This is a genomic window from Pseudomonas sp. EA_65y_Pfl1_P113 (assembly GCF_963970525.1).
Taxonomy (GTDB): Bacteria; Pseudomonadota; Gammaproteobacteria; order Pseudomonadales; family Pseudomonadaceae; genus Aquipseudomonas; species Aquipseudomonas tritici.
Map to the genome: position 1 here is coordinate 1 of NZ_CAXAQM010000643.1, position 439 is coordinate 439.

The window sequence follows — 439 nt, forward strand, 5'->3', positions numbered from 1 at the left end:
GCCTTTCGGCGCAGCAGGAATGCGCGATGATGGTCGAGCGTGTAGGTGCGCGGCTCGTGTCCAGCAGCGAGCCGGTTGTGGACGTGACGCCAATGATCGGGCGAAACCGCTTCGGGATCGATGCCGATGCGCTCGATGGCGTCGATCGCCTGCAGCACGCGCTCGACCCTGGGCCAGCTCTCGACCTTCAGCAGGATTTCGCCGCCAGGACGAACGAAAGGCAGCGTCTGGTACGTCTCGCCGCGCGCAACCGAGCGCACGACGTCGATGCGCGAGATGATCGTTCCGAAGTCATTCGAGGCCCAGCGCACGAAGGCGAAGACCGCGCCGGGGCGAAAAGACAGGACACGCCGACGGCGATCGAGAATCTGTTCGTGGGCGTGCGTGCCGAAGCGGATCCAGTTCTCGATCTTCTTCTCAACCCAGGTCAGTTCGACAT

The 439-nt window shown here is 63.8% G+C and carries 1 protein-coding gene; it reads right to left on the reverse strand.

Going from position 1 to position 439, the window contains the following annotated elements; all coding sequences use genetic code 11:
- A partial coding sequence (locus tag AACY52_RS31520) for a DUF2840 domain-containing protein (protein ID WP_339561581.1) occupies positions 1–439 on the reverse strand: 439 nt, incomplete at both ends.